The 19,149-nt window shown below is 62.6% G+C and carries 17 protein-coding genes; 8 read left to right on the top strand and 9 right to left on the bottom strand.

Annotated features, from left to right (window positions below):
• The first annotated feature begins 406 nt into the window (after nt 1-406).
• From EJV47_RS18595 to EJV47_RS18570, 6 genes are all read left to right on the top strand, one after another.
• A complete protein-coding gene (locus tag EJV47_RS18595) occupies nt 407-2,455 on the top strand; it encodes a BatA domain-containing protein (RefSeq protein ID WP_126694682.1) in 2,049 nt (682 codons plus the stop codon).
• Nucleotides 2,456-2,540: 85 nt separating this feature from the next.
• On the top strand, nt 2,541-3,041 hold the full coding sequence (locus tag EJV47_RS18590; RefSeq protein WP_165903825.1) for a DUF4199 family protein: 501 nt from the start codon (nt 2,541-2,543) through the stop codon (nt 3,039-3,041).
• A 25-nt stretch (nt 3,042-3,066) separates the two neighbouring features.
• Entirely contained in the window at nt 3,067-3,600 is a 534-nt protein-coding gene (locus tag EJV47_RS18585; RefSeq protein ID WP_126694680.1) for a DUF4199 domain-containing protein, read from the top strand.
• Nucleotides 3,593-4,576 carry a glycosyltransferase family 2 protein gene (locus tag EJV47_RS18580; RefSeq protein WP_126694679.1) on the top strand — a complete coding sequence of 328 codons (984 nt, stop codon included), beginning with the start codon at nt 3,593-3,595 and terminating at the stop codon, nt 4,574-4,576. Before EJV47_RS18585 ends, EJV47_RS18580 begins: the two co-directional genes overlap by 8 nt.
• A 104-nt stretch (nt 4,577-4,680) precedes the next feature.
• Entirely contained in the window at nt 4,681-5,814 is a 1,134-nt protein-coding gene (locus tag EJV47_RS18575; RefSeq protein WP_126694678.1) for a glycosyltransferase, read from the top strand.
• Between the two features lie 49 nt (nt 5,815-5,863).
• Entirely contained in the window at nt 5,864-6,430 is a 567-nt protein-coding gene (locus EJV47_RS18570; protein ID WP_126694677.1) for a hypothetical protein, read from the top strand.
• A 36-nt stretch (nt 6,431-6,466) separates the two neighbouring features.
• Here EJV47_RS18570 and EJV47_RS18565 read toward each other — a convergent pair whose 3' ends face one another.
• From EJV47_RS18565 to purB, 3 genes are all read right to left on the bottom strand, one after another.
• Nucleotides 6,467-7,567, bottom strand: a complete 1,101-nt coding sequence (locus tag EJV47_RS18565; RefSeq protein ID WP_126694676.1) for a glycosyltransferase family 9 protein — start codon at nt 7,565-7,567, stop codon at nt 6,467-6,469.
• Nucleotides 7,568-7,788: 221 nt separating this feature from the next.
• The gene (locus tag EJV47_RS28920) at nt 7,789-8,457 is read right to left on the bottom strand and encodes a helix-turn-helix transcriptional regulator (protein WP_126694675.1); all 669 of its coding nucleotides are present in this window, start codon (nt 8,455-8,457) and stop codon (nt 7,789-7,791) included.
• A 154-nt stretch (nt 8,458-8,611) separates the two neighbouring features.
• The gene (gene purB, locus EJV47_RS18555; protein ID WP_126694674.1) at nt 8,612-9,955 is read right to left on the bottom strand and encodes an adenylosuccinate lyase; all 1,344 of its coding nucleotides are present in this window, start codon (nt 9,953-9,955) and stop codon (nt 8,612-8,614) included.
• 393 nt (nt 9,956-10,348) lie between these two features.
• On the opposite strand from purB, the gene EJV47_RS18550 reads away from it, so the two are divergent.
• Nucleotides 10,349-12,523, top strand: a complete 2,175-nt coding sequence (locus tag EJV47_RS18550) for a biosynthetic peptidoglycan transglycosylase (protein ID WP_126694673.1) — start codon at nt 10,349-10,351, stop codon at nt 12,521-12,523.
• A gap of 122 nt (nt 12,524-12,645) precedes the next feature.
• Here EJV47_RS18550 and EJV47_RS18545 read toward each other — a convergent pair whose 3' ends face one another.
• Genes EJV47_RS18545 through hemG form a run of 3 tightly spaced genes read right to left on the bottom strand, consistent with a single transcriptional unit; the run spans nt 12,646 to nt 15,799 of the window.
• Nucleotides 12,646-13,587, bottom strand: coding sequence for a TerC family protein (locus EJV47_RS18545; RefSeq protein ID WP_126694672.1), 942 nt, complete (start codon nt 13,585-13,587; stop codon nt 12,646-12,648).
• 54 nt (nt 13,588-13,641) lie between these two features.
• Entirely contained in the window at nt 13,642-14,439 is a 798-nt protein-coding gene (locus EJV47_RS18540; protein ID WP_126694671.1) for a polyprenol monophosphomannose synthase, read from the bottom strand.
• Nucleotides 14,440-14,452: 13 nt separating this feature from the next.
• Nucleotides 14,453-15,799 carry a protoporphyrinogen oxidase gene (gene hemG, locus EJV47_RS18535; protein WP_126694670.1) on the bottom strand — a complete coding sequence of 449 codons (1,347 nt, stop codon included), beginning with the start codon at nt 15,797-15,799 and terminating at the stop codon, nt 14,453-14,455.
• A gap of 237 nt (nt 15,800-16,036) precedes the next feature.
• Between hemG and EJV47_RS18530 the strand changes: the two genes are divergently transcribed.
• The gene (locus EJV47_RS18530) at nt 16,037-16,567 is read left to right on the top strand and encodes a D-glycero-alpha-D-manno-heptose-1,7-bisphosphate 7-phosphatase (protein ID WP_126694669.1); all 531 of its coding nucleotides are present in this window, start codon (nt 16,037-16,039) and stop codon (nt 16,565-16,567) included.
• 144 nt (nt 16,568-16,711) lie between these two features.
• On the opposite strand, the gene EJV47_RS28125 is transcribed toward EJV47_RS18530, so the two are convergent.
• The 3 genes from EJV47_RS28125 to EJV47_RS18525 form a co-directional block, all read right to left on the bottom strand.
• Nucleotides 16,712-16,864 carry a hypothetical protein gene (locus EJV47_RS28125; RefSeq protein WP_165903824.1) on the bottom strand — a complete coding sequence of 51 codons (153 nt, stop codon included), beginning with the start codon at nt 16,862-16,864 and terminating at the stop codon, nt 16,712-16,714.
• A gap of 221 nt (nt 16,865-17,085) precedes the next feature.
• Complete coding sequence (locus EJV47_RS28120) at nt 17,086-17,232, bottom strand: hypothetical protein (RefSeq protein ID WP_165903823.1); 147 nt, start codon at nt 17,230-17,232, stop codon at nt 17,086-17,088.
• Nucleotides 17,233-17,459: 227 nt separating this feature from the next.
• Entirely contained in the window at nt 17,460-18,860 is a 1,401-nt protein-coding gene (locus EJV47_RS18525; protein ID WP_126694668.1) for a type III PLP-dependent enzyme domain-containing protein, read from the bottom strand.
• Nucleotides 18,861-19,149 lie beyond the last annotated feature (289 nt).

Genomic DNA, 19,149 nt, shown 5'->3' with positions numbered 1-19,149 from the left:
AGCGCCCATGGTACTGCCTTCGCCGGCGGGAGAGTCGGTCGCCGCCAACCTTGTCACGCCCCAGCCCCGCTGGTCCAGCCCCGGACCGCGGGGCTGTCGCCGTTTAAGGGCCCCGTTTCCCGCGGGCCCTGCGCCGGAGCCCGGCCGCAACCGGCCGCGCGGGACGCCCCGGCTCTCACGCGCACTCCTCCCGCGTGAGCTGCTCAGCGGATGAGGCTGATGTGTTGGATGAGGCAGAAGAAAGACTGTGGGCGAGGACAGCAGTGACTCAGTTGACGTTTTAGGGAAAGCTCTTTATTAGCTATGCAATTGCGTTTAGTTCGGAATGAAAACGTTGGAGACTAGGCGTCTTTTTCTGCTTTTTGGCGTTCTTTAACCGGAAAGCTGTTGACATAATTTCTTCTGCATGACGCTTGCGCATCCATGGTTCCTTCTGGGCTTATTAGCTTTAGCAATACCAATTGTTCTGCATTTGTATGAACTGCGCCGGCCGCAGCAGGTACTGTTTACGAACGTAGAGTTCATCAGAGAAGTAAAGTTAGTAACCGCCAAGCAGCGCCGTTTGCAGCATCTGTTGGTGTTGCTGCTACGTTTAGGATTCTTATTATTTCTAGTGCTTTTGTTTTGTCAACCAGTTATTAAAGCCGAGCGGGAGTCGAATTTATCCGAGGCAGGTATCAACGTTGTAATTGACAACTCTTCCAGCATGGCTGTTGAGGCTGCTAACGGCAAGCCTTTATTGGAGCAAGCCGTTGGCGAAATAGAGCGCGTCGGACAAGCACTGCCTTCATCGGCACAATACAGGATCTGGGCGGAGAATGCTCCGCAAACCACGCTGTCGGCGGAGAAAACGGTAGAGCAGGTAAGCCAGTTGAATGCTTCGCCGGCTAGCAATGGTAGTGCTTTGGCGTTGCGGCGTCTGCTGAATGTACCGGGTTTGGCCAAGCAGAGTACTTTCGTGGTGTCGGACTTTCAAAAGTCGGACTTCAGTGCACAACTAGCCAAGCAGCTGCGTGGAGCGGGTGAGGTATACCTCCTACCGCTCGGAGCGCAAGCAGTAGCTAATACTTACGTTGACAGTATTTACCTGAGCGAGGAGTTTGTACGTGCGGGAATTGATATGCCCTTGCATATACGTCTGCGTAACGGCGGGACCAAGGATGCGGACGGGGTGCGCGTAAGAGTGCTGGTGGGGGCGCGGCAAGTGGCTGCTTACGAAACGGCCGTGGCTGCTGGCAGCAGCGTCGAGAATACGGTGCGCATCAGGCTGAACGGCGACGACACCCAACTCTGCCGGATAGAAATCGAGGAGCAGCCGGTGACGTTTGATAATACCTACTATTTCACCCTGCGGCCGGCCGGGCGTATTCGCATTGTGGACGTGGCCAACGGGGCAGTGGCTACGCAGAAGCTGTATCCAAACGAAACGACGTTTGCTTACTCGCTGCTGCGACCCGCGGCGCTGTCGGCGGCGGTACTGAATGGAGCGGATATGGTGATGCTGCAGGATAATGCCCGGCTGACGGAGGCGTCGCGGGTGCTGCTGAAGCAATTTGTGCAGCAAGGTGGACGGCTGGTACTGGTACCCCCGACGGCGGCCGGGCAGCGGCGGGACTACGAGCCTTTGCTGGCGGAGTTAGGGCTGACGACGGTGCGCTGGAACGCGGGTGTTGCGGCCGCCCAGGAGTTAGCGTTGCCGGAGGCGCAGAACCCTTTTTTCAAGGAAATATTTGCCGAGCAGGCCCGGCAGCCCGACATGCCCCAGGCTACGCCGCTGCTGAGCTGGGGCCGCTCGACCACTGACGTGCTGAAATTCCGCGACGGGCAGCCTTTTTTGTCGGGATTCCGTAGCGGGGAAGGCACGGTGTACCTGTTTGCTTCGCCGCTGCAGGCGGGCTACTCGACGTTTACCGAGCACCCTTTGTTTGTGCCGGTGATGTACCGGCTGGCCACCCTCAGCAAATCCAGTGAACAGCTACCGGCGTACCGGTTGACGGAGCGGGCCGTGGTGCTACGGCAACCGGTGCTGGAGCAGCCCACGGCGGAGGCGGTGTACAAGCTCAGCAACGACAGTAACACCTTCGTACCTGCCCCGCAGGTGCGCGCGGGCCGCTTGTACCTGCAGCTGCCCACCCCGATGCGGCAGCCGGGCTTTTACCGGCTTACCCTGAACGGCAAGCTGCTGACGACGCTGGCGTTCAATCCGGACAAGAAGGAATCAGAGCTGGCGCAGTATTCGGCGGATGAGCTGCGGCAGCTGACGGCGGACTACCCCAACGTGCACGTGTACGAAGCTGGTGGACAGCGGAGCGCGGCGGCCCAGCTTGTGGAGGAGCGTAGCGGCACGCCGCTGTGGCGCTACTGCCTGCTGGCGGCCCTGCTGTGCCTGTTGGGCGAGGTGGTGGTACTGCGCTTCGGCCGGCCGGCGGGCCAGGGGGCGTTGTCGGCGGCGTAAGAGGGCGGCTGAGTTGGCAAAAGAGGTCTAACTTGCCGCCCGGAACGACTATTTCGTTCGCTCAAGCATGAATAATCAAGCAGTAATGCGTACGGCACTACGCGTGGGCCTGCTGGCCGGGGCGGTATGCATTGCGTGGACGGTGCTGTTATATGCCACCGGTCAAAGCCCCTTCGGCCCGAAACGCCTGATGACCATTTTCGTGGCGCCAGTGGCCGCCGTGGTAGCCCAATGGCAGGTGCGCAAGCATCACCGCGAGCAGGCCTCGCTCGGGCGGCAGCTGCTGGTGGGGCTGCTGGCGGTGGGGCTGACAGCGGCGCTGTCGGCGGTGGGTGTGTACAGCGTGGCGCGTACGGGCGGGGAACCGCTGATGCGGCAGAACCTGGCTGAAGCCACCCAAATCGTGCGGGCCAGCCGCAAGCAGTTCAGCGAAAAGGAACTGAGCCAAGCGGCTTACGAAGCCAATCTGCGCAGCCTGCCCGTGGCGGCGGGTACGGCCCAGGGCGTGGCCAATGAGGATTTTCAGAAAAAACTAATAGCAGGGCTGCTGATTATTTTGCCCGGGGCTATTTTCTTACGTCGGTAATTCCTCAAATCCCCAACCTCCAAACATGGAAAACACCTCTACTTCCGCCGTTACTACCACCTCCGCCGGCCTGCGCTACGGGCTAATTATCGGCGTGGTCACCATCATTTATTCCTTCATTCTGATGCTCACGAACATGGAGCAGAATGCCGGAATGGGTTTTGTGACCTTCATTATTCTGATCGGGGGCATCGTGTTGGCGCACCGTTACTACAAGCAGCACAACGGGGGCTTCATGTCCTACGGGCAGGGCTTGGGCATTGCCACCATCACCGGCGCCGTCATCGGTTTGCTCAGCGGCATCTTCCGCTATGTGTACGTGACGTTCATCGACCCGCAATACCAGGAAAACGCTATGAACGCCATGCGGGCCAAGTTTGAGGAAGCCGGCAACATGAGTGACGAGCAAATCGACCAGGCCATGCAGATGACCCAGCGCTTCACGCCCAGCGGCCCGATGGGCATTCTGATTGCCGTATTGGGCACTGCCTTCTTCGCGTTTTTGCTGTCCCTGATTATTTCGGCCATTACCAAGCGCAACCGCCCCGAGTTTGAGTAAGCTTCCCCCCAAGACCTTCCCCGTTGAGCTGTCCATCGTCGTTCCGCTGCTCAACGAAGCGGAGTCGCTGCCGGAGCTAACGCAGTGGATTCAGCGCGTACTGCTGGCCCGCGGGCTCAGCTACGAGGTCATTCTCATCGACGACGGCTCGACGGACGACAGCTGGGAAGTGATTGAGGCGCTGGCGGCCTCCGATGCGGCCCTGCGCGGTATTCGCTTCAACCGCAACTACGGCAAGTCGGCGGCGCTGGACACGGGCTTCCGGGCTACGCGCGGCCGGGTGGTGTGCACCATGGACGCCGACCTGCAGGACTCGCCCGAGGAGCTGCCCGAGCTGTACCGGCTCATCACCGAGGAGAAGTACGACCTGATCAGCGGCTGGAAGAAAAAGCGCTTCGACCCGCTCAGCAAGACTATTCCGACCAAGCTGTTCAACGGCGTGACGCGCTGGATTTCGGGCATTCAGCTGCACGACTTCAACTGCGGCCTTAAGGCCTACGACAGCCGGGTGGTGAAGAGCATCGAGGTGTACGGCGAGATGCACCGCTACATCCCCGTCATTGCCAAGTGGGCCGGCTTCCGGCGCATCGGCGAGAAGGTGGTGCAGCACCAGGAGCGGAAGTACGGCGTGACCAAATTCGGCCTGGAACGCTTCGTGTACGGCTTCCTGGACTTGCTGAGCATCACCTTCGTGAGCCGCTTCCGGCGCCGGCCCATGCACTTTTTTGGCACCATGGGCGTGCTGGCCTTCTTTATCGGGGCCATCATTGCCCTGTGGCTGACGGGGGAGAAGTTCTGGCTGTCGATGCACAACCTGCGGGCCCGCTCGGTGACGGACCAGCCGCTGTTCTTCTTCGCGCTGGTGGCCGTCATTGTGGGTGTGCAGCTGTTTCTGGTGGGCTTCCTGGCCGAGATGGTGCAGCTGAACGGGCACCGCGAGTACCTGGTGCGGGAGAAATTAAAAATTGAGAATTAAAAATTAAAAATGTCGGGCAATACGACACCTCAGCCGGCTGGTCACTGCTCAGGCAACCGCGCCAACTGGTCAATTTTTAATTTTTAATTCTCAATTTTTAATTAATGAAAGTAGTCATCATCGGGCCGGCATACCCGTTGCGGGGCGGGCTGGCGACGTACAACGAGCGGCTGGCGCGGGCCTTTCGTGAGGCCGGCGACGAGGCGCGCATCGTCACGTTCTCGCTGCAGTACCCGGAGTTTCTGTTTCCGGGCACCACGCAGTACAGCAGCAGCCCGGCCCCGGCCGACCTGGACATCGAAGTCAGCATCAACTCGGTGAACCCGCTGAGCTGGTGGCGGGTGGGCCGGCAGTTACGCCGGGAGCGGCCCGACCTAGTGATTTTCCGCTTCTGGCTGCCCTTTATGGGCCCGGCGCTGGGTACCATTGCCCGCCTGGTGCGCGGCAACAAGCACACTCGCCTGGTCACCATTGCCGACAACGCCATTCCGCACGAGCCGAACCCGACTGACCGGCCGCTGACGATGTACTTCCTGCCGAAGAACCACGGTTTCGTGACCATGAGCCGGGCCGTGCTGGCCGATTTGCGCCGTTTGGGCCTGCGGCAGCCCGCCCGCTACGAGCCGCACCCGCTCTACGACAACTTCGGCCCCATCGTGCCCAAAGCCGAGGCCCTGCGCCGGCTAGGCCTCGATCCGCAGTACCACTACCTGCTGTTTTTTGGTCTTATTCGGGAGTACAAGGGGCTGGATATTCTGCTTGAGGCTTTTGCCGACGAGCGGCTACAGCAGTTACCGCTGAAGCTGGTTGTAGCGGGCGAATTCTACAAGGACCCGAGTGCCTACGAGGAATTGATTCGCAAGTACAACCTGGAAAGCCGATTGGTGCGGGCCACGCGCTTCATCCCGAATGAGCAGGTGCCCGACTACTTCTGCGCCGCCGACCTGGTAGTGCAGCCCTACAAAGACGCCACCCAGAGCGGCGTTTCGCAGATTGCCTACCACTTCGAGCGGCCCATGCTGGTAACCGACGTGGGCGGGCTGGCCGAGCTGATACCCAACGGCGAAGTGGGCTACGTGGTGCCGCCCACGCCTCGAGCCATTGCCGACGCGCTGGTGGACTTTGCCACGCATCCGGAAAAAGAGGCGGTATTCGAAGCTGGCACGCGGCACTACAAGAAGCAGTTTTCTTGGGCCGAGATGGTGAAGGCGCTCAAGGCCGTGGCAGAGCTGGGCTAGGCAGCAGGTGGCGGCGTATCTTCCGGGAGTAGATTAATCCTGTTGCTTCATGCGTTCAGTTGTTGCCTGCGTATTGGCCGCTCTGGCCTGCCCCACCTTCGCCCAAACGGCGCGCAATACCCCTTTGGGCCGCCGCGCAAAGACTCCAGAGGCCGCAGCAACCGGCAACCGGCTTGATTCGGTGTTTGTGATTCATCGTGTCCGTCAGCTTTCCGATACGAGCGCGCTGCAATACGGCCATTGGCAGCACCTGGGCGGCGCCGAAGACACCTTGGGCGGCGTACTCGACAGCAGCATCGCCGAGCAGCGGCAACCACTGCTGGCTACTTTTAAGAAGCAGGAATGGCCGCGTATGGTCGAACGGTATCGGGAATACCAAATAGACGTGACGCTGCTCAGCCCCGACAGCGTGCGAAAAGCGCCGGTATTGCCGCCTAAACCGGCGGGGAAGCCAGTGCTGGACAAGCGGAAAACCAAGCGCAAAAAATCCGCCCTGGTGCCCGCCGCGCCGGCCCCGCCCCACTACCCCGGCATGGCGTGGTCCGTGGGTTTCGTTGCAGTGCTAAGCGGGGCCGGATGGCTACTATACAAACGGCCGCGGCCCCAGGTCATCTAGCCGGCAACTGGCCAGATAACCAGGTCGAGCGGGTAATTACGCCGGCAGGCTCTGCTGCACGGCTTGGAATACCTTTTCGGCCGGCAGCTCCTCCATGCAGCTGGTGCCCAGCCTGCAAGTGCCGCGGTAGAAGCACACGCACTGCCGGTCGGGCTGCACGATTTGGCCGCGGCCGTAGAGGTCGAATTCGTAGGGGTTGAAGATGTTGTTCATCAGCACCGTGGGCTTGCGCAGGGCGATGCTGATGTGCATGGCCATGGTCACCTGCGTCACGATGAGGTCCATCTGGTCGAGCAGGTTAATGAACTGGGGTAGGGGGAAGGTACCGGGGTACACGGCGCCAGTAGCGGCGTGCAGGCGTTGGTTGCGGGCATCTTCGGCTTCACCGCCCAGCAGCACGGGCTGGTAGCCGCCGTACTGCAGCTGCCGGATCAGGCTGATCCACTTCTCGTCGGACCAGAGGCGGGTGGTCCACCGGTCGCCGCAGCCGGTGTTGAGGCCCACGCGGCGGCCGGCCGGGGGCAGCATCGGCCAGAGGTAGCCCTTGTCGGCGTGCGAGTCGAACACGTACTCCTCGCCGCGGAACTCGAAGCCGCACAGCTCGAAGATTTCCTGCACGTAGGGTTTCTGGTTCTGCAGGCTCAGCTCGTCGAACACGCCGGTGAGGTATTTGTGCTCGGCCAGCTCGTTCTGGGGCCACACCACGCCGTCGTAGGGGCGCAGGGCGTAGCCGAACTTCTGCCCAGCCTTGATTGAATTCAGCAGGGCGCCGGCTTCCTTGTCCTTATCGAGGTTGTAGACCACGTCGAACTCGCGGCCCTGCAGCTGCACGACGCTGCTGAGCTCAAACTTCAGGATTTCGTCGGGCCCGTCGTGGCGGGGCAGAATGGCGGGCGTATGCGTGAGCCAGGTGATGTACCCGTGCGGGTATTCCTGGCGCAGGCGGCGCAGCAGCGGGGTGGTGCGAATCACGTCGCCGATGGCCCCGAGCTTGATGATGAGAATGCGCTGCTGCACGGGCGCGTACACCGGGCAGCCGCCGCACTGGTAGCCGTGTTCCTTATTGGGGCGGCAGGGCAAGTCACCGCGGAAGTGGCGGCAGTCGGGATGAACGGTGATGCCGTGGAGGTCGGGCATGAAGTGGGCGGAATAAGCTAAGCGGGAGGCTAAAATTAAGCGGCCGCGCCCAAAGCACCACTGCCGGCCCCAAAGCAGCACCGCCGCCCCCGAGGTGGGAGCGGCGGCGTGGGAAGTCAAGCCTGTTTATGCAAGAAAGGAAGCTGAAGAAGCAGAACCCAAAGATGGGGTGGGCGGCACGCGCTGGCAATACCCGCTTCCGGGTATTTGCGGGTGGGGGCTCAGATGAGGTCAAAGGCCCGGGCAAACTCGCCCAGCTCAAACACCGATTCGGCTCCGAGTTTCTGGCGGATGTTGCGGCGGTGCGTCTCGGCCGTTTGCGCCGAAATGAACAGCTGCCCGGCAATTTCGGGGGCCGAGTGGCCCAGGGCCAGCAGCCGCAGCACTTCCCGCTCGCGGGGGGTAAGGCGCGCAAACTGCTGGTGGTGCCGGCGCAGGAAGTTGTTTTCGTCGAGCAGGCGCCGCACTTTGGGCGTAATGTGGGTTTCGGGGTCGATGGGGCAGGCAAAGCAAATAATCAGCTCGGGGTGCCCGGCCGCGTCCTGCGTCAGGATGCGGGCCGTGCTCAGGTACCACTCGAAGGTGCCGCCGGCCCCGGTGCGCACCTGCTGGAAGAACGTGACGGCGTAGCTCAGGTCGTTGCGCTCCAGCAGCTCCACCACTTTGGGCACGTAGTCGTGGGCGTGCTCCAGGTTGAAATACCGCTCGTAGTAACCCGGGCCCAGCGCCGTCAGCTCGGGCACGGTGACGCCCAGCTTGCGCAGGCCCGTGGGCGACATGTAGCGCACCCGGTTGGCCTGCTCGTCGAGGATGATGACCACGCCGGGGTAGTGGTCCGCCAGGGAGGCTATTTCGGTAATCTTGGGATGCGTAGCGTCATGCGTGGTCATGCAACAGGTGGGCGGTGCGGGGAGCGGAGAAGGCAGCGGCCAGTGGGGCGGCAAGCAAACCGCGCGAACAAGCGGGCCGAAGCCCCTCATCCGCGCGGTTCCACCAGCGCATATCGGCCGGCCGATATGCGCAACAATATATATACAGTTCCGCTTAGAGGCCCACGTAATTGCCTGGCGTAATACCGCGCAGTTCCGTTTTCACCGCCTCGCGCACGTCCAGCCCGTCCACAAACTCCGCAATGGTAGCGGCCGAAATAGCCGTGCCGGTGCGGGTGAGGGCCTTGAGGGCGTTGTAAGGGTCGGGGTACCGCTCCCGGCGCAGGATGGTCTGAATGGCCTCGGCCACCACGGCCCAGTTGGCTTCCAGGTCGCGCTGCAGGGCGGTTTCGTCGAGGGCCAGCTTCGCGAGGCCGCGCTGCAGGGCCGTCAGCGAAATCAGGATGTGGCCCAGCGGCACGCCCAGGTTGCGCAGCACGGTGGAGTCAGTCAAATCCCGCTGCAGGCGCGAAATCGGCAGCTTGGCCGCGAGGTGCTCCAGCACGGCGTTGGCCATGCCCAGGTTGCCCTCGGCGTTTTCGAAGTCGATGGGGTTGACCTTGTGGGGCATGGCCGAGGAGCCCACTTCGCCGGCCTTTACCTGCTGGCGGAAGTAGCCCAGCGAAATGTACTGCCACACGTCGCGGGCCAAATCGATGAGGATGGTGTTGAGGCGCTTGAGCCCGTCGCAGGTGGCCGCCAGGTGGTCGTAGTGCTCAATCTGGGTGGTGGGGTAGGAGCGGTGCAGGCCCAACTGCTCGTTCACAAACCGGTTACCGAACGCGTGCCAGTCCACGTCAGGATACGCCACGTGGTGGGCGTTGAAGTTGCCGGTGGCCCCGCCGAACTTGGCGCCGTAGGGCACTTGCTTCAAGAGGTGCAGCTGGGCTTCGAGCCGGGCCACGAACACGTCCAGCTCCTTGCCCAGGCGGGTGGGCGAGGCGGGCTGCCCGTGGGTGCGCGCCAGCATGGGCACGGCGGCCCACTGGGCCACAAAGGAGCGGAGCTGGTCGGCCAGCTGCTCGTAGGCGGGCAGGATTTCGCGCTGCAGGGCCTCGCGCAAACTCAGCGGCACGGCGGTGTTGTTCACGTCCTGCGAGGTCAGCCCGAAGTGAATAAACTCCACGAACTCGTCCAGCTCCAGCACCTGAAACTGGTCGCGCAGCCAATATTCCACGGCTTTCACGTCGTGGTTGGTTACCCGCTCGTGGGCCTTGATGGCCTCGGCGTCGGCCTCGGTGAAGTCTTGGTACAGGCGGCGCAGGGGCTCGAACACGGCCTGGTCCACGCCCGTGAGCTGGGGCAGGGGCAACTCGCAGAGGGCAATGAAGTACTCCACTTCCACCAGCACGCGGTAGCGGATCAGGGCCAGCTCGGAGAAATAGGGGGCGAGCGGGGCCGTTTGGCGGCGGTAGCGGCCGTCGAGGGGCGAGAGGGCGGTGAGGGGCGTCAGCTGCATGTTGGGGTCTTGGGGGCTTAGGGTCTTGGGCGCTTAGACGCCACGGCCGGATGTACGGGCACAAAGTTGCGCTGAATCTGGTTGAGTATAATAACCTAAAAGCCCACCCGGAAAGCTGTCTGAGATGAGACAAGGCCGTCGTGCTTCGACAAGCGGACGCCAGATGAAGCATGACGTTCTGGACTTTCCGGATAGGCGCTAAACAGGGGCCATTCCTGGCCCAAGCCCCTAAGCTCCCAAGACCCCAAGACCCCAAGACCCCAATTGCGGCCCCGGCAACGCAACTTAGCTCGGCGCGTAGGGGCAGTTTATGGTACTTTTGTTCCGAGGCCCTTTTTGCTTCGGCACGAAAGTGGCCGGAGCCGCCGCTAAATTCCTCCTCTGACTGCCTGCGTGAAGCCGAAGACCAAGAAAATATTGTACTGGAGCCTGGGCTCGGTAGCCGCCCTGCTGCTGATTGGCCTGGGAATTTTTCTGCTCAAGCGCGAAGAGCTGCTGCGCAGCGCCCTCGGCGAAGTCAAGACCAGGGTAGAGCGCAAATATCCCGTTACGCTCACCCTGGGCCCGGCCCGCTTCACCGATCTAAAATCGGTGCAGATCGACGGGCTGAGCCTGGTGCCCCGGGAAGGCCTGCGCGACACGCTGCTGACGGCCCAGCGCCTGAACGTGAGTATTTCGCTCCGCTCCCTGTTTGCCCGCCGCCCGGTGTTCAGCGACCTGCAGATTCACCAGGCCCGGCTGCGCGCCCGCAAAACCGAGGCCGGCGACGACAACTACGGTTTCCTGCTGAAAAAGCGGGGCGCCGCGGCCACCGTCAAGCGCGACACTACCAAGGGCACCAACTACGGGGCCGTGCTCAACCAGCTGCTCGACGCAGGCCTCGACAACATTCCCGGCCAGGCCGATTTCGAGGATTTCCTGGTCAGCTACCAGAGCCCGCGGCACGCGGCTCTGCTCACCATGCCCCGCCTGACCATCGAGGATGGCGACCTGAACGGGCAGCTGACCGTGGTGCTCGACTCCGTCACCAACCGCATCGGGCTAACCGGGCACGTGGAGCAGGGCGACGAAAACCTCGACGTGCAGGTGTTCGGCCAGAACCGGCAGCCGGTGGTGCTGCCCGTGCTGCAGCGCCGCTACGGGGCCCGCGTGCAGTTCGATACCCTGCACCTGAGCCTGGCCGGCAAGGACTTCGACGACGAGCAGCTGACCGTGCGCGGGGCCGCCGCCGCCAGCAACTTCCGCCTGAATCACCCCAAGATTGCCGATTCCGACGTGGTGGTGCGCCGCGGCGGCATCGACTTCGTGGCCACGCTGGGCCAGAACTACCTTTCGCTGGACAAGGGCACCAAGGTGCGCCTGAATAAGATTGATGCCTACCCGCAGCTGAGCGTGCGCCTGCGCACCGCCGCCGACCTCAAGGGCCGCTACGACGAGAATACGCTCAACTACAGCCCCCGCCTGCGCGGCCTGCTGCTGGCCGCCAGCGTGGAATCGGCCGAGACGCCGGCCACCGACTTCTTCGCCTCGCTGCCGCAGGGCGTGTTCGAGGCCGTGGAGGGCATGCAGGGCGACGGCACGCTCAAGTACCGCATGAGCCTGGCCCTGGACATGCAGCAGGTCGACAGCCTGAAGTTCGACTCGGGCCTGACGGGCAAGAACTTCCGCATCACGCGCTTCGGCAAGACCGATTTGCGCATGCTCAACCAGGAGTTTCCCTACACGGCCTACAACGACAAGGGCGACTCACTTAAGACCTTCCTGGTGGGTCCCTCCAACCCCGAGTTCGTGCCCTTTGATCAGGTGTCGAACTACCTGAAGTACGCCATCATCACGGCCGAGGACCCCCGCTTCTTCACCCACAAGGGCTTCATGGAAAAGGCCTTCGTGAAGTCGGCCATCCAGAATATCAAGGAGAAGCGCTTCGCCCGTGGCGGCAGCACCTTGTCGATGCAGCTGGTGAAGAACGTGTTCCTGACCCGGCAGAAAACCATTGCCCGCAAGGCCGAGGAAGCCCTGATGGTGTGGCTGATCGAAAACACCCGCCTCGTGAGCAAGCAGCGCATGATGGAGGTGTATCTGAACATCATCGAGTGGGGCCCGAGCAAGTACCGCTGGCCCGGCGGTGAGCGGGGCGTGTACGGCGTGGGCGAGGCGGCCAAGTTCTACTACGACACCCAGCCGGCCAACCTGAACCTGCAGCAGAGCCTGTACCTGGCCAGCATCATCCCGCGGCCCAAGTACGCCCGCCAGTCGTTCGATGCCTACGGCGACCTGCGCCGCAGCCCGCGCTACTTCTTCCGCCTGATTGCCGACATCATGGCCGCCCGCGGCTACATTCCCGAAGCCGAGGCCGACGGGCTGAGCCGCTCGGTGAGCATCACCGGCCCGGCCCGCGCCTACATGAGCTTTGCCGTGCGCCCCGATACCACCCGGCAGGTGCCCGCCGACAGCACCATGGACGAGCCCATCAACCTCATCGACCTGCTGAACACCACCGGCGCCCCCGACGCGGGCGTCAACGCCACCCAGCCGGGCGGCACCGACGCCCCGCCGCGGCAGCCCTAGCGCACCAGGCCCGTAAAACCCAGCGGCCCGCTGAAACACCTGGTTTCGGCGGGCCGCTGAGTTTACGGGCCTTGATGAGCGCTGACCGTTGATGGCAGCAGAGGCTAGAGTAGTAGCCTGGCTTACGGTGCGGTGGGTGGCTCCAGCGGGTTGTCCTTCTTCGGAAACAGCAGCGAGACGATAACCGACAAAGCCAGCAGTCCGGCTACCGTGCCCAGGGCCCACTCGGTCGGAATGTGTACGACGCTGTGCAGCAGCAGCTTGGTGCCGATAAAGGCCAGAATCAGGGCCAAGCCGTAGTGCAGGTAATGGAACAGGGACATCAGCCCGGCCAGGGCGAAGTACAGGGCGCGCAGACCCAGCAGGGCAAACACGTTGGAGGTGTACACGATGAACTTGTCTTGCGTCACGGCCAGGATGGCCGGAATGGAGTCGGCGGCGAAGACCACGTCGGTGGTTTCCACCATCACCAGCACCACGAATAGCGGGGTGGCAAATAGCAGCTTCTCGCGCCGCACGAAGAACTTGCCGCCCTCGTAGCGCGAGGTAATGGGCAGGTGCCGGCTCAGAAACTTCACCACCGGGTTGTTTTCCGGGTCGATGTCCGGGTCGCCGCTGCTGGTGGCCATCTTGAAGCCGGTGTACACCAGAAAGGCGCCGAGCGGGTAGAGCGTCCAGCTGAACTTGCTGATGAGGGCCGCCCCCACCACAATAAACAGCGCCCGCAGCACCAGCGCGCCCAGCACGCCCCAGAACAGGATGCGGTGCTGGTACTCGCCGGGGACTTTGAAGTAGGTGAAAATGAGCAGGAACACGAACAGATTGTCCACGCTCAGGGCCTTTTCCAGCAGGTAGCCGGTGAGGAAGTTCATGCCCGCCTCGCGGCCCAGCTCCCGGTACACGAAGTAGCCGAAGGCCAGCGACAACGCCACCCAGAACGCGCTCCAGCCCAGCGCTTCGCGCATGCGCACCACGTGGGCCTTGCGGTTGAGCACCAGCAGGTCCAGCAGCAGCATGGCCAGCACGAAGAGGTTGAAGCCAACCCAGAACCAGGGAGTAATCATGCCGCAATATGCAGGGAAAGCGCCGCCAACCGGCCGCTGCTCCCTGTTGGGGCCTTACCGCGTTTCGCCGGCGGGGGTTGCTGCCGAGGGAGCAAAGTCCGTATCGGCCGCAGCATCGGTGGGCTGGGGGTACTGGCGAAACCAGCTGCCCACCTTCATCTGCACCACGCCCAGCAGGGCTTCCTTGAAAATGCCCTTCGACATCTTGGAGGCGCCGCGGGTGCGGTCGGTGAAGATGATGGGCACCTCCTTGATGCGGAAGCCGTGCTTGAAGGCCAGCCACTTCATCTCGATCTGGAAGGCGTAGCCCACAAAGTGAATCTTGTTCTGCGTGATGGTGCGCAGCACCTTGGCCGAGTAGCACTTGAAGCCGGCGGTGGCGTCCATGATGGGCATGCCGGTGATAAAGCGCACGTAGGCCGAGGCAAACCACGACATGAGCACCCGGTCCATGGGCCAGTTTACCACGTTCACGCCGGTGATGTAGCGCGAGCCGATGGCCATGTCGTAGCCCTCCACGGCGCAGGCTTCGTAGAGGCGAATGAGGTCGTCGGGGTTGTGGGAGAAGTCGGCGTCCATCTCGAAGATGTAGCCGTAGCCGTGCTGCAGGGCCCACTTGAAGCCGTGCAGGTAGGCCGTGCCCAGGCCCAGCTTGCCGCTGCGCTCCTCCAGGTGCAGGCGCCCCGGAAACTCGTGCTGCAGGCCGCGCACCACCTCGGCGGTGCCATCGGGCGAGCCATCATCGATGATGAGCACATCGAATAGCTTCGGCAGCGAAAACACTTTGCGGATGATCAGCTCGGCGTTTTCCCGTTCGTTGTAGGTCGGTATGATGACGAGCGAATCGTTCATTTAGGCAAATGTACTAATTCGGTTCAGGCCCCGGGGCTAATTTTTTGGCTACTTCCGCCGCCCGGCGCAGGCAGTCGGGGATGCCCACGCCGGCCCGCCAGTTGGCCACCGTCCAGATGCCGCGGTCTTCCAGCCGGTCGGCAGCGGCGTGTGCTGGTAAGATGCCGGAATCGAACTGAGGGATGCTTCGGGGCCAGCGAAAAATATGCTGCAGCCGCGCCGGCGCCCCCGGCTGCAGCCCGTAGAGCCGCTCCTGCTCGGCCCGGAGGGCCTGCAGCAACTGCTCATCGGGCTGGCGCGCCAGGGCTTCGTACTGCGTCCCGCCCACGAAGGAAGTGAGCAGCACCTGCCCGGCCGGCGCCCGGTCCGGAAACAGGGAGCTACTCCACAACGTGCCGGCGGCTACGGGTTGTTCCACCCGCGGGCTCAGGGCCCCGAACCCGTTGAGCGGGTGCCGGATAGCCGCGCGGTCGTAAGCCGTGTGCACGGCCGTCATGGGCGGGTAGTGCACGGCGGCCAGGGCCTCGGCGGCTTCGGCATCCAGGGGCTGCAGCAGCGGGGCGGCGGCGTAGGCGGGCAGGGCCAGCACCACCGCGTCGAAGAGGTCGGTGGGGGCCGACTGGCCGGCCAGGCGCAGGCGGTAGCGGCCGTCGGGTTCGGGCAGCAGGGCCTCCACGCGGGTGCGCAGCTGCAGCTGGGGCAGGCGGGCTACGAGGGCGTCGGTGAGCGTCTGCAGGCCGCCGCGCAGCGAAATGATGCGCCGCCGCGCCGCGCCCTTCATCGTCTTGGCGAAGCCGCGCAGCACCGAGCCGTGCTGCTGCTCCAGGGCCGGCAGCAGGGGAAAAGTCTTGTGCACCAGCAGCCGGGCCGGGTCGCCGGCGTAGATACCCGACACGAAGGGGTTGAGGGCGTAGTCGACGATTTCCTGGCCGAAGCGGCGGCGCACGAAGTCGGCCAGGGTTTCCTGCGGGTTGGGCGGCTGGGCGGGGCGGCGCAGCTCGCGCAGCACGCTGAGCTTGGCGCCGAGGCTGAAAAAGCCGCTCAGGAGCAGCTGCTGGGGCTTGCCGGGCAGCTCGCGCACCCGCCCGTCGCGCACCACGTAACGCCGGCTGCTCACGGCCGCGGGCTCCTGAATCTGGCCTTCGATGCCCAGCTCCCGAATCAGCTGTTCCAGCTCGGGGCTGAGCTGCAGGGAGTTGGGGCCCAGCTCCACCACGTAGCCGCCGGGCAGCTCGCGGCTGCGCATGTTACCGCCGGCCTCTTCGCCCGCCTCGAATACCCGGACCGTGGCCCCGCCCTGCTGCAGGTGCCAGGCCGTGACCAGGCCCGTAATGCCGCCCCCGATAACTGCTACGTTCATGCTGCTGAATACTGCGTCGAAACCGCAAAAATAGACCACAGATGGCAACGGATACTTGAGCGGAGGAAACGGATTCGCTCAGGTGGTAGGTACCTTTGACAAGCCGTTCCGCGTGGTTTGTTTCCTCGGCGCGGCGGCGGGCAGTGCGGTAAGCCGTGCTCCGCCTTGACCAGCCCCAGGTCCGGCCTGGTTACCTGAACGAATCCGTTTTCTCTGTTACAACATCCGTTGCCATCTGTGGTCCACAAAGCTGTTTTTCTCGACCGCGACGGGGTACTCAACGCCGAAATTGGCCACTACGTGTGGCGTCTGGAAGAATTTGAGGTGCTGCCCGAAGTGCCCGCCGCCCTGCAGCGCCTGCACGCGGCCGGCTACCGCCTCATCGTCGTCACCAACCAGGCCGGCATTGCCAAGGGCCTCTACACCCGCGCCGACATGGACGCCTGTCACCACAAGCTGCAGCAGGCCTGCGGCGGGCTCATCGACGCGTTCTACTTTGCTCCCGGCCACCCCTCGGTGTCGGAGTCTCTCGCGCGCAAGCCCGGCTCCCTGATGCTGGAAAAAGCCCTGGCCCGCTTTCAGCTCGACCCGGCCCGCTGCTGGCTGGTCGGCGACCGGGCCCGCGACCTGGAGGCCGCCCACCGCGTCGGTGTGCGCGCCATCCTGGTCGGCCACGAGGAAACGCTGGCCTACGAGCCGCGTACCACCAACCTGGCTACCGCCGCCGACCTTATTCTGGCGGCTGACCATGGCGCCGGAGCCGTTTAAACTCTGTCAGCCTGAACGCAGCGAAGGATGACAGGGTAACTTTTCGTGCTACCCCAAAAAGCGGCGTCCCGGCCGGGCAGCTGCCGTAGCGGAGCAACTGCCGACCGGGACGCCAAGGTTGCGCCCCTAACGCAACCTTACGTTTTACAGCTGCTCAGCCAGGGGCTGGGCCGCGCTAGCGGTGACGGCGGAAGCCTGCCGATTGGCGGCTTTCTGCGTGTAGGCCGGGCACTTGGTCTGGCACGAAGCCAGGCCCGCGCCGAAAGCTACGGCAGCAATGATTGAAAGCTTTTTCATGGAAAAGGTAAAAAGAGGAACGGGCGGTTTCGGGTGAAACACGCTGAATTAACGGCCTATAGATGGTTCTTAGTTTGTGCGGTATTGGAAAAATTTTATTTGTAACTATTCTACTGCTGAATTGAACGGGGTAATAATTTGGTAATACTCACCCACGAAAAAGCCCGACGGGCGCCCTCAGTGGAGGCGCCCGTCGGGCTTTGGTGCCGAAGCAGACTGTATTACTGACGAACTACCGAAGCGTCGGCCGAGGCTACGGCTTCCGACTTCTGGGTGTCGGCCTTGGAGTAAGCCGGGCAGGTGGTTTTGTTGCAGGCGCCCAGGCCCAGCGTGGCGGCGGCCGTCAGCAGGAGTAGTGCTTTTTTCATGGTTTGGTGAAGCTTGTGTGATGTGAGCTTTACAAACTTACAAATTCGGCGCGGTTGGCGCCAACCGCACCGGCGAATTTCAAGTCGATAAACCAGAACGTCATTCAGAGCGCAGCGAAGAATCTCGCGTGGCATTGTCAGGTAGTAAACTCACTAGAGAAGATTACTATCAGCACGCGAGATTCTTCGCTTCGCTCTGAATGACGTTCTATGTCAGCAAAACCAGCCTACTCCGTGTAGCCCAGGATGCGCATCATCGACTCGGGGTCCTGCTCCGGGGCGAATTCCCAGTCGCGCAGGGTGCCGTCCTCGTTCACGTCGAGGATGACGTGCTTGGGCGCCGGGATGAGGCAGTGCTTGATGCCGCCGTAGCCGGAAAGCTGCTCCTGGTAGGCGCCGGTATGGAAGAAGCCCACGTACAGCGGCTTCTGCGGCCCCTGCTCGGGCAGGAATACCTGGTAGATGTGCTTTTCGGCGTTGTAGTAGTCCTGCGAGTCGCAGGTCATGCCGCCGAGCTGAATCTTCTTGTAGCTCCGCTCCCAGCCGTTCAGGGCCAGCATGATGAAGCGCTGGTTCAGGGCCCAGGTGTCGGGCAGGTTGGTAATGAACGAGCCGTCAATCATGTACCACAGCTCCTTGTCGTTCTGCAGCTTCTCGTCGAGGATGTTGTAGATGTGCGCCCCCGACTCGCCCACCGTGAAAATGCCGAATTCGGTGAAGATGTGCGGCTCGGGCACGCCTTCCTCGCGGCAGATGCGCTGAATCGTGCGCAAGACTTCCTCCACCATGTAGGCGTAGTCGTACTCGGGCTGGATGCTGGTCTGAATGGGCAGGCCGCCGCCGATGTCGATGGTGTGCAGGGTGGGGCACACCTTGCGCAGCTCGCAGTACTTGTGCACGAAGCGGCGCAGCTCCGACCAGTAGTAGGAGGTGTCCTTGATGCCCGTGTTGATGAAGTAGTGCAGCATCGTCAGCTCGAAGCGCGGGTCCTCCTTGATTTTTTCCTCGTAGAGCGGAATGGCGTCGGCGTAGCGCACCCCGAGGCGGGAGGTGTAGAACTGGAAGCGCGGCTCCTCGTCGGAGGCCAGGCGGATGCCCAGGTTGGCGCGCACGTCCTCGCGCACGTGCTCCTTGTAGTAGTCGATTTCGTTGAGGTTGTCGAGAATCGGCATGCAGTTCACGAAGCCGTCGTTCATGAACTCCGTGAGGTAGCGCTTGTACCGCTCCCGCTTGAAGCCGTTGGCAATGATGTAGGTATCCTTCCGGATCTTGCCCTTCTCGTGCAGGGCCCGGATGATGTGCATGTCGTAGCCCGACGACGTCTCGATGTGGATGTCGTTTTTCAGCGCTTCTTCCACCACAAAGGCGAAGTGCGAGGCCTTGGTGCAGTAGCAGTAGGTGTACGACCCCTGGTAGCCGATTTTCTCGATGCCCTGCTGAAACCACTGCTTGGCCCGCTGAATGTTCTGGCTGATTTTGGGCAGGAACGTGAGGCGTAGCGGCGTGCCGTGCTTCTGGATGAGCGGCATCAGCGGGAAGCCGTGGAAGTACAGCTCGTTGCCTTCGACGGTAAACTCCTGCGACGGGAAATCGAAGGTCTGGCTGATCAGGTCGTGGTAGGTGTCCATGCTGGGGGCTTAGGGGCTTGGGAGCTTGGGGTCTTGGATGGTTTGGAGGATAATAGGAGCCTGGGGCTTGGTTTTGCGAAGTTGGTCCCGTTCGAATGCGCTGGCATTCAAAATCAACCAAGCTCCTAAGACCCCAAGCCCCCAAGACCCTATCTTTAGGCCTGCAAAGATACCCCCTCGGGGGTGTTTTGGTTGTTGATTGTACGTCGGAGAATAACAGAGCGGAAAGTCCGTTCGCTCCGAGCCTGGTTGAGTGACTCTTCCCACCCACCAATCGGCAAACAACACC

Origin of the sequence: Hymenobacter gummosus (assembly GCF_003970915.1) — a bacterium.
In the GTDB taxonomy this organism is placed as follows: domain Bacteria; phylum Bacteroidota; class Bacteroidia; order Cytophagales; family Hymenobacteraceae; genus Solirubrum; species Solirubrum gummosum.
The sequence above is the reverse complement of the archived record's forward strand: the minus strand, read 5'-3'. Positions and strand labels throughout refer to the sequence as shown.

What these genes read in the sequence shown, in the direction of transcription:
- EJV47_RS18595 (WP_126694682.1), top strand. Translation starts at nt 407, where the DNA reads ATGACGCTTGCGCATCCATGGTTCCTTCTGGGCTTATTAGCTTTAGCA.
- EJV47_RS18590 (WP_165903825.1), top strand. Translation starts at nt 2,541, where the DNA reads ATGCGTACGGCACTACGCGTGGGCCTGCTGGCCGGGGCGGTATGCATT.
- EJV47_RS18585 (WP_126694680.1), top strand. Translation starts at nt 3,067, where the DNA reads ATGGAAAACACCTCTACTTCCGCCGTTACTACCACCTCCGCCGGCCTG.
- EJV47_RS18575 (WP_126694678.1), top strand. Translation starts at nt 4,681, where the DNA reads ATGAAAGTAGTCATCATCGGGCCGGCATACCCGTTGCGGGGCGGGCTG.
- EJV47_RS18570 (WP_126694677.1), top strand. Translation starts at nt 5,864, where the DNA reads ATGCGTTCAGTTGTTGCCTGCGTATTGGCCGCTCTGGCCTGCCCCACC.
- EJV47_RS18565 (WP_126694676.1), bottom strand. Translation starts at nt 7,567, where the DNA reads ATGCCCGACCTCCACGGCATCACCGTTCATCCCGACTGCCGCCACTTC.
- EJV47_RS28920 (WP_126694675.1), bottom strand. Translation starts at nt 8,457, where the DNA reads ATGACCACGCATGACGCTACGCATCCCAAGATTACCGAAATAGCCTCC.
- purB (WP_126694674.1), bottom strand. Translation starts at nt 9,955, where the DNA reads ATGCAGCTGACGCCCCTCACCGCCCTCTCGCCCCTCGACGGCCGCTAC.
- EJV47_RS18545 (WP_126694672.1), bottom strand. Translation starts at nt 13,587, where the DNA reads ATGATTACTCCCTGGTTCTGGGTTGGCTTCAACCTCTTCGTGCTGGCC.
- EJV47_RS18540 (WP_126694671.1), bottom strand. Translation starts at nt 14,439, where the DNA reads ATGAACGATTCGCTCGTCATCATACCGACCTACAACGAACGGGAAAAC.
- hemG (WP_126694670.1), bottom strand. Translation starts at nt 15,799, where the DNA reads ATGAACGTAGCAGTTATCGGGGGCGGCATTACGGGCCTGGTCACGGCC.
- EJV47_RS28125 (WP_165903824.1), bottom strand. Translation starts at nt 16,864, where the DNA reads ATGAAAAAGCTTTCAATCATTGCTGCCGTAGCTTTCGGCGCGGGCCTG.
- EJV47_RS28120 (WP_165903823.1), bottom strand. Translation starts at nt 17,232, where the DNA reads ATGAAAAAAGCACTACTCCTGCTGACGGCCGCCGCCACGCTGGGCCTG.
- EJV47_RS18525 (WP_126694668.1), bottom strand. Translation starts at nt 18,860, where the DNA reads ATGGACACCTACCACGACCTGATCAGCCAGACCTTCGATTTCCCGTCG.